At 70.5% G+C, this 7,501-nt stretch carries 5 protein-coding genes; 2 read left to right on the forward strand and 3 right to left on the reverse strand.

The window, feature by feature from the left end; genetic code table 11:
• Nucleotides 1-94: 94 nt before the first annotated feature.
• Nucleotides 95-1,792: a YbaL family putative K(+) efflux transporter gene (gene ybaL, locus QMX80_RS09230; protein WP_282276623.1), complete on the forward strand. Its 1,698-nt coding sequence runs from the start codon at nucleotides 95-97 to the stop codon at nucleotides 1,790-1,792.
• A gap of 24 nt (nucleotides 1,793-1,816) precedes the next feature.
• On the opposite strand, the gene QMX80_RS09235 is transcribed toward ybaL, so the two are convergent.
• On the reverse strand, nucleotides 1,817-2,722 hold the full coding sequence (locus QMX80_RS09235; protein ID WP_282276625.1) for a LysR family transcriptional regulator: 906 nt from the start codon (nucleotides 2,720-2,722) through the stop codon (nucleotides 1,817-1,819).
• 124 nt (nucleotides 2,723-2,846) lie between these two features.
• On the opposite strand from QMX80_RS09235, the gene QMX80_RS09240 reads away from it, so the two are divergent.
• Entirely contained in the window at nucleotides 2,847-3,497 is a 651-nt protein-coding gene (locus tag QMX80_RS09240; RefSeq protein WP_282276627.1) for an NAD(P)-dependent oxidoreductase, read from the forward strand.
• A gap of 41 nt (nucleotides 3,498-3,538) precedes the next feature.
• On the opposite strand, the gene QMX80_RS09245 is transcribed toward QMX80_RS09240, so the two are convergent.
• Both QMX80_RS09245 and QMX80_RS09250 read right to left on the reverse strand, forming a co-directional pair.
• Complete coding sequence (locus tag QMX80_RS09245) at nucleotides 3,539-4,825, reverse strand: aminotransferase class V-fold PLP-dependent enzyme (RefSeq protein ID WP_055767928.1); 1,287 nt, start codon at nucleotides 4,823-4,825, stop codon at nucleotides 3,539-3,541.
• Nucleotides 4,826-5,000: 175 nt separating this feature from the next.
• Nucleotides 5,001-7,241: a bifunctional diguanylate cyclase/phosphodiesterase gene (locus tag QMX80_RS09250; RefSeq protein ID WP_282276629.1), complete on the reverse strand. Its 2,241-nt coding sequence runs from the start codon at nucleotides 7,239-7,241 to the stop codon at nucleotides 5,001-5,003.
• Nucleotides 7,242-7,501: the final 260 nt, after the last annotated feature.

The following is a 7,501-nucleotide window of genomic DNA, read 5'->3' on the forward strand; positions in this document are numbered from 1 at the left end:
CTCCAATCGATGAAACGCTTCGGGACGTACAGGGAAACAACGGCGCACCCGCTTCCCCTTAGAATCGGAGCGCCCCCTTCTCCTGCGAGCCCCGATGCACCATGACACCGCCCTGATCAACATGATCGCCATCGGCCTGGGCCTGGCCTTCGTGCTTGGCGCCCTGGCCAACCGGCTGCGGCTGTCGCCGCTGGTGGGCTATCTGGTCGCGGGGGTGGTGGTCGGGCCGTTCACGCCGGGCTTCGTCGCCGACCAGGCGCTGGCCAACCAGCTGGCCGAGATCGGGGTGATGCTGCTGATGTTCGGCGTCGGCCTGCATTTCTCGCTCAAGGACCTGATGGCGGTGAAGGCCATCGCCATTCCCGGCGCCATCGGCCAGATCGCCGTGGCCACGGTACTGGGCTGGGGCGTGGCCACGCTGATGGGCTGGCCGCCGCTGCACGGGGTGATCTTTGGTTTCTCCCTGGCCACCGCCTCGACCGTGGTGCTGCTGCGGGCGATGGAAGAACGTCGCCTGCTGGAGACCACCCGCGGCAAGATCGCGGTCGGCTGGCTGATCGTGGAGGACCTGGCCTGCGTGCTGGCGCTGGTGATGATGCCGGTGATCGCCGGCGTGTTCGGCCCCGAAGCGCAGGGCCAGAACCACAGCGTCGGCAGCGTGCTGGCGTCCATCGGCTGGACCTTCGTGCAGCTGGGCCTGTTCGTGGCGGTGATGCTGCTGGTCGGGCGCCGGGTGATCCCGTGGATCCTGGAGCGCATCGCCGGCACCGGTTCGCGCGAGCTGTTCACCCTGTCGGTGCTGGCCATCGCCCTGGGCGTGGCGTTCGGCGCCGCCGCGCTGTTCGGCGTGTCGTTCGCGCTGGGCGCGTTCTTCGCCGGCATGATGCTCAACGAATCGGAACTGAGCCACAAGGCCGCGCACGATTCGCTGCCGCTGCGCGATGCGTTCGCGGTGCTGTTCTTCGTCTCGGTGGGCATGCTGTTCGACCCGATGATCGTGGTCGAGCACCCGTGGCAGGTGCTGGCGACGGTGGCGATCATCATGTTCGGCAAGTCGGCGGCGGCGTTCGCCATCGTGCGCGCCTTCGGCCATTCCAAGGCCACGGCGCTGACCATCTCCGCCTCGCTGGCGCAGATCGGCGAGTTCGCCTTCATCATCGCCGGGCTCGGCGTGGCGCTGAAGATCCTTCCCGCCACCGGGCAGTCGCTGGTGCTGGCCGGCGCGCTGGTGTCGATCATGCTCAACCCGCTGGTGTTCGGCCTGCTCGACCGCTGGCAGGCGCGTCATCCCGCACCGCTGCCGGTGCAGGAGCCGCCGGACATTCCCCCCGGCCCCTCGCTGGACCTGCACGACCACGCCATCGTCATCGGCTACGGCCGCGTCGGCAGCACCCTGGCCCAGGTCCTGCGCGACCGCGGCGTACCGGTGCTGGCGATCGACGACAACCGCGACCATGTCGAGCGCGCCCATCGCGAGGGCATCGCCGCCATCCGCGGCAGCGCCGCCGCCGACACGGTATTGGCCGAAGCCCATCCCGAGCGCGCCAGCATCGCCATCCTCGCCATCCCGCAGCCGCTGGAGGCCGGCGAAGCGCTGGCCAAGCTGCGCGCCATCAATCCGAACCTGACCCTGCTGGCACGCGCGCACAGCGATGCCGAGGTCAAGCACCTGCTCGAACACGGCGCCGACGGCACCGTGCTGGCCGAGCGCGAACTGGCGCATTCGCTGGCGGAGATGGTGATGGCCACGCCGCCGTATCGCGCGATGCGGGCGGGGAGCACCGCCGCCTGACAGCGTCATCGGGCGCGCGCCCGCTCAGACCGCCGGGTCGGTGGCGCCCGGAATGCGCTGCAGATAGCCGCCCAGCAGCTCGATCGCCTGGCGCACCTTGGCCGGCTGGGTCTGCCGGTGCGGCGTCACCGCCCATACCGGCAGCGCCGGGACCTCCCATTCCGGCAGCAGCCGCAGCAGCCGGCCGCTGGCCAGCAGCGGCATCACGTCCAGGCTGGTCAGCACGGCCACGCCGAGCCCCGACTCGCACAGCTGGCGCACCGCCGGCTGGTTGTGGCTGACCAGGCGCGGATGCGCCGGCACCCGCCGCTCCTGCCCGGAGGCCGGGTGCCGCCAGGCCAGCCCCGGCACCTGCGCCAGGCCCAGCCATTCGCCGGCCGGCACCTGCAGCGGATCGGCCGGTTCGCCATGCCGTCGCAGCCAATCGGGCGAAGCGCAGGGCCAGCGCTGCAGGGTGCCCAGGCGCTGTGCCATCCAGTCGCTGTCCGGCAGCCGGCCGAAGCGCAGCGCCAGGTCGATGCGCGCCTGCACCAGGTCGGTCCAGCCGTCCTCGAAATGCAGATGCAGGCGCAGCTGCGGGTTGTCCTGCAGCCATGGGCCCAGCGCCGGCCCGAGGTGGTCGGCCATGCCCAGCGGCGCGGACAGGCGCAGTTCGCCGCTGGGCGCGTGGCGCGCGGCCGACAGTTCGGCCTCGGCCTCGCCGGCGGCATCGAGCAGGCGCGCGCAGGCTGCGTAGTAGCGGCTGCCCACGTCGGTCAGCGACAGCTGCCGGGTCGAACGGTGCAGCAGCGCCACGCCGGCCTCGTGCTCCAGCGCGCGTACCTGCTGGCTGACCGCCGAGGTGCTCATGCCCAGCGCGCGCGCCGCCGCGCTCATGGAACCGTGCTGGACCACCTGCGCGAACAGCGCCATGCGCCTGTAGTTCTCCATCGCCCTCTCCCGTGGCCGCAGGCATCGTGAAGCCTGGCTTCAAGGTGATTGTGGCCCCGGCAGACTGCCGCCGTCACGGGGCCAGGAGGACACTGTCCGCCTCCCATCCATGCGAGGAATCCCCATGAAAGTCGCCCTGATCGGTGCCACCGGCTTCGTCGGCCGCGCCCTGCTCGAAGAACTGCTGGCCCGCGGCCACGAGGTCACCGCACTGGTCCGCGATCCGGCCAAGCTCGCCGCGCGCGGGCGCCTGCGCGTGGTCCGCGCCGACGTACAGGACGCCGCGCAGGTGCAGGCCGCCGTGGCCGGCAACGACGCGGTGGTCAGCGCCTACAACGCCGGCTGGGGCAACCCGGACATCTATCGCGACTTCATGCGGGGCGCGCGCGCGATCGTGGCCGGCACCAGGGCGGCCGGCGTGAAGCGCTACCTGGTGGTCGGCGGCGCCGGCAGCCTGTACACCGCCGATGGCGTGCAGCTGGTGGATACGCCGGACTTCCCCCCGGCGTTCCACGATGGCGCCCGCGCCGCGCGCGACGCGCTGGAAGACCTGAAGGGCGAATCGGCGCTGGACTGGACCTTCCTCAGCCCGCCGGTCGCCTTCCACGCCGGCGGCCCGGTCGAGCGCACCGGCCATTACCGTACCGGCGGCGACACGCCGCTGATGGCTGCCGACGGCCCCGGCACGATCAGCCCGGCCGACCTGGCGGTGGCCATGGTCGATGAGCTGGAACAGCCGCGGCATCCGCGCCAGCGCTTCACTATCGCCTGGTGAGGCCTGGACGCCGCGCGCCAGCCACGGCGCGCGGCGCGCGCTCAGGCCTGCGCCAGCGCCTGCTCCAGGTCCGCCAGCAGGTCATCGATGTGCTCGATGCCCACCGACAGGCGCACCGTATCCAGCGTCACCCCCGCCTTCTCCAGCTCGGCCGCGTCGAGCTGGCGGTGCGTGGTCGACGCCGGGTGCGTGGCCAGCGACTTGGCATCGCCCAGGTTCACCAGCCGGGTGAACAGCTGCAGCGCGTCGAGGAAGCGCGCGCCCGCCTCGCGGCCGCCGGGCAGGCCGAAGGTCAGCACGCCCGAACCCTGCCCGCGCAGGTATTTGCGCACCAGCGCGTGCTCGGGATGATCCGGCAGCGCCGCATAGTTCACCCAGGCCACCTTGGCGTGCTGCTGCAGGTAGGTCGCCACCGCCAGCGTGTTGCTGTTGATCCGGTCCATGCGCAGCGCCAGGGTCTCGATGCCCTGCAGGATCTGGAACGCGTTGAACGGCGAGATCGCCGCGCCGGTGTTGCGCAGCGGCACCACCCGCGCGCGACCGATGTAGGCCGCCGGCCCCAGCGCCTCGGTGTAGACCACGCCGTGGTAGCTCACATCCGGCGTATTGAGGCGCGGGAAGCGCTGCTTGTGCTCGGCCCACGGGAAGCGCCCGGAGTCGACGATCGCCCCGCCCAGGCTGGTGCCATGCCCGCCCAGGTACTTGGTCAGCGAATGCACCACGATGTCGGCGCCGAAATCGAACGGGCGCAGCAGGTAGGGCGTGGCCACGGTGTTGTCGACGATCACCGGCACGCCATGCGCGTGCGCGATCGCGGCGATGGCCTCGATGTCGGTGATGTTGCCGCGCGGGTTGCCGATGGATTCGACGAACACCGCCTTGGTGCGCTCGTCGATCAGCGCCGCGAAGGCCTGCGGATCGCGGTAATCGGCGAAGCGGGTCTGGATGCCGAACTGCGGCAGCGTGTGCGCGAGCAGGTTGTAGGTGCCGCCGTACAGCGCGCTGGAGGCCAGGATGTTGTCGCCGGCCTCGGCGATGGTCTGGATCGCGTAGGTCACCGCCGCCTGCCCCGACGCCAGCGCCAGCGCGCCGATGCCGCCTTCCAGCGCCGCGACGCGCTGTTCCAGCACGTCGGTGGTGGGGTTCATGATGCGGGTGTAGATGTTGCCCTGGACCTTCAGGTCGAACAGGTCGGCGCCGTGCTGGGTATCGTCGAAGGCATAGGCCACCGTCTGGTAGATCGGCACCGCCACCGCGCGGGTGGTCGGGTCGGGACGGTAGCCGCCGTGCACGGCGATGGTTTCGGGTTTCCAGTTCGGCTGGGACATCGCGGCATCTGCATGTGGGGAGGCTGCTGACCATAGCCCAGAGCATGGACGGCAAGGCCGATGGTTGCCCCGGTTACTTATGCCTGTCCGTCATCAGGCCATGCCGCGGACGCTGGACGCGCAGCCGGCCGTCGCCTCGGGCGAGGCTGGCCGCTGGCCGCGCGGCACCCAGGGTTCACGCATCCGCAGCGCCACCGCCATCGGCACGCTTCCAGCGCAGCCCCTCCAGCAGCGGCATCGGCCTGGCGTAGTGATAGCCCTGCGCCCAATGCACGCCCAAGTTGCGCAGGCAGTCGGCGGTGTCCTCATCCTCGACATACTCGGCCACCACTTCCGCGCCGCAGGCGCGCGCCACCGCCACCGAGGCCTGCACCATCGCGTAGTCGCGGCGCTCGCGGTTGATGTTGCGCACGAACGAACCGTCGATCTTGATGATGTCCACCGGCAGTTCCTTGAGCCGGGCGAAACTCTGCATGCCCACGCCGAAATCGTCGATGGCGATGCGGCAGCCGCGGCTGCGCAGCTCGTCCAGCAGCCGTCCCGCCTGTTCGGCGCTGAAGACGGCCACGGTTTCCGTGATCTCGAAACATAGCCGCGAGTGCGGCAGCGGCGCCTGTTCCAGCAGTTCCAGCAGGCGCATGCGGAAGCTCTCCGACGCCAGGCTCTGCCCGGTCAGGTTCACCGAGATATGGGCACAGCCTGCCGCCAGTTCCGGTGCCTGCCGCAGTTGCGCGAACAGTTCGGCAACCACCGCGAGGTCCAGTTCGGGGCCACGCCGCGCCGCCTCCACGGCAGGCAGGAACTGGTCCGGCCGCAGCATGTCGCCCTGCTCGTCACGCAGCCGGCACAGCACTTCGCCGACCGCGCCCCCCTCCCGGCGGCGCTCGACCAGCGGCAGCACCGGCTGGAAGAACAGCACCAGCCCGCCGGGACGGCGCAGGTGCGCCAAGGCCGCGCTGGCCCCGTGCAGGCGCTCCTGCGCCTGCTGCAGCGTGGCACGCTCGGCATTGGCGAACAGCGGCTCGACCTCATTGCTCGCGCGCGCCTCGAAGGCGAGGCTGGAGGCCAGCATCAGCGCGCCATCGAGATCCAGCCCGGTATCGCCGCCGAAGCGCGCCACGCCCAGGTAAGGCAACAGGCGCACGTTCTGCCCTTCCACGAGAAAGCCCGGCTGTTCGATGCCGCGCAGCAGGCAGGCCCAATCGATCCGGCCCCCGCATTCGGCCAGCAGCGCGAACTGGCCGCTGCCCAGGTAGCAGCAGTTGACGTTGTAGGCCTCCAGCCGCGCGGCCACCCCGGTCATCACCGCCGACTGCGCACCCAGTCCATAACCGACCGCCAGCGTGTCGGTCTGGTCCAGCAACAGGCAGGCCAGGCCGCAGGCTTCCGGGCGCTGCGCGGCCTGCCGCCGCAACGCGCGCAGGTTGGGCAGGCCGGTCAGCGAATCATGCAGCGCCTGTTCGTCCAGGCGCTGCGCCATGTCCTCGCGGTCGCGGTTGGCCAACAGGTAATAGAACAGCACCATCAGCACGATGCCCAGTTCCAGCGCCAGATGCAGCAGGTTGAGGAAGCCCAGCGGCGCATGGCTCAACGTGGCGGTATCGCCCAGGCGCGACGCCATCAGCAGCAGCAGCCCGGCCAGCAACGGCAGCGCCACCACCAGGCGCATGTACAACATGCACCAGGCCACCACCGCCAGCGCGGCGATGCGGTAATCGCTCAATACCAGTCCGCTGGGAGGCAGCCCGCCGAATTCCATCTGCACGCGCCGGCTCAGCAGGACGCTCGACGCCAATCCCACGCCCATCAGCAGCGGCCACAGCGGCCAACGCCCGCTGCGCCGGACCAGCGGCGGGCGATGACGCTCGCTCCAGGCCACGACCAGCGGCAGGGTGAGCGTCACCACGCCGAAATATTTGGCGAACAGGGTCTGGATCAAGCCACTGAGTTGACCAGCGGCGCCATAGGGAAGGCCATACAGCAGGCCCAGCAGCGCAGACCCGGCGGGGTAAGCCAGCAATCCGACCAGGGCGAAACGCGGCAGGTCGCTGCGCAGCACCACGCTCCGCGCCGGCGATCGCGGCCAGCCCATGGCGCGTGCGCAAAGCAACGTCCACACCAGACCACCCGCGGAAATCACCAGGCCGATGCCGATCTGTAACGGCGTATAGGAAAAGGCCAGCGCGCGCGCCATCCAGCCCAGGGTGACAAGCAGGTAGCTTCCCGGCAGCACCCAGCGGTCGCGTTCGAGCATGGCGATGGCCAGCAGCAACCCGGCATGCAGGTGCACCAGCGAGGCCTTGGAGACATCGCCCCACAGTTCCAGCTGGTAAGGAACGGCCACCTGCTGCAGCAACAGGCACGCCAAGCCGAACAGCAGGATTTTGCCATGCCGGGTCGTTGCCCAATGACGCATGCTTCCCCCCTGCCCGCACCTGACTGCAGGCACGGGACGTGGGGCATCCTGACACAAAAATGCGGCGGCGGCCGCGCCGTTCATGTACCGGCGCGCCGGACCTTCGGCCAATGCCGTCCATCGTGGCAATCCGGCATCGGGAGCCCTTCCCGATGCGCGTCGGCCCGCCCTGTCCCGCCACCGCCGCCGGGAGCCCCGCGCATCGGCAGGCTCCCGGCGTCGTCCGCGAAACGGCGGGGCATCCGCGCGAGCGTCAGCCC

The organism is Stenotrophomonas sp. PS02297 (assembly GCF_029959705.1).
In the GTDB taxonomy this organism is placed as follows: domain Bacteria; phylum Pseudomonadota; class Gammaproteobacteria; order Xanthomonadales; family Xanthomonadaceae; genus Stenotrophomonas; species Stenotrophomonas nitritireducens.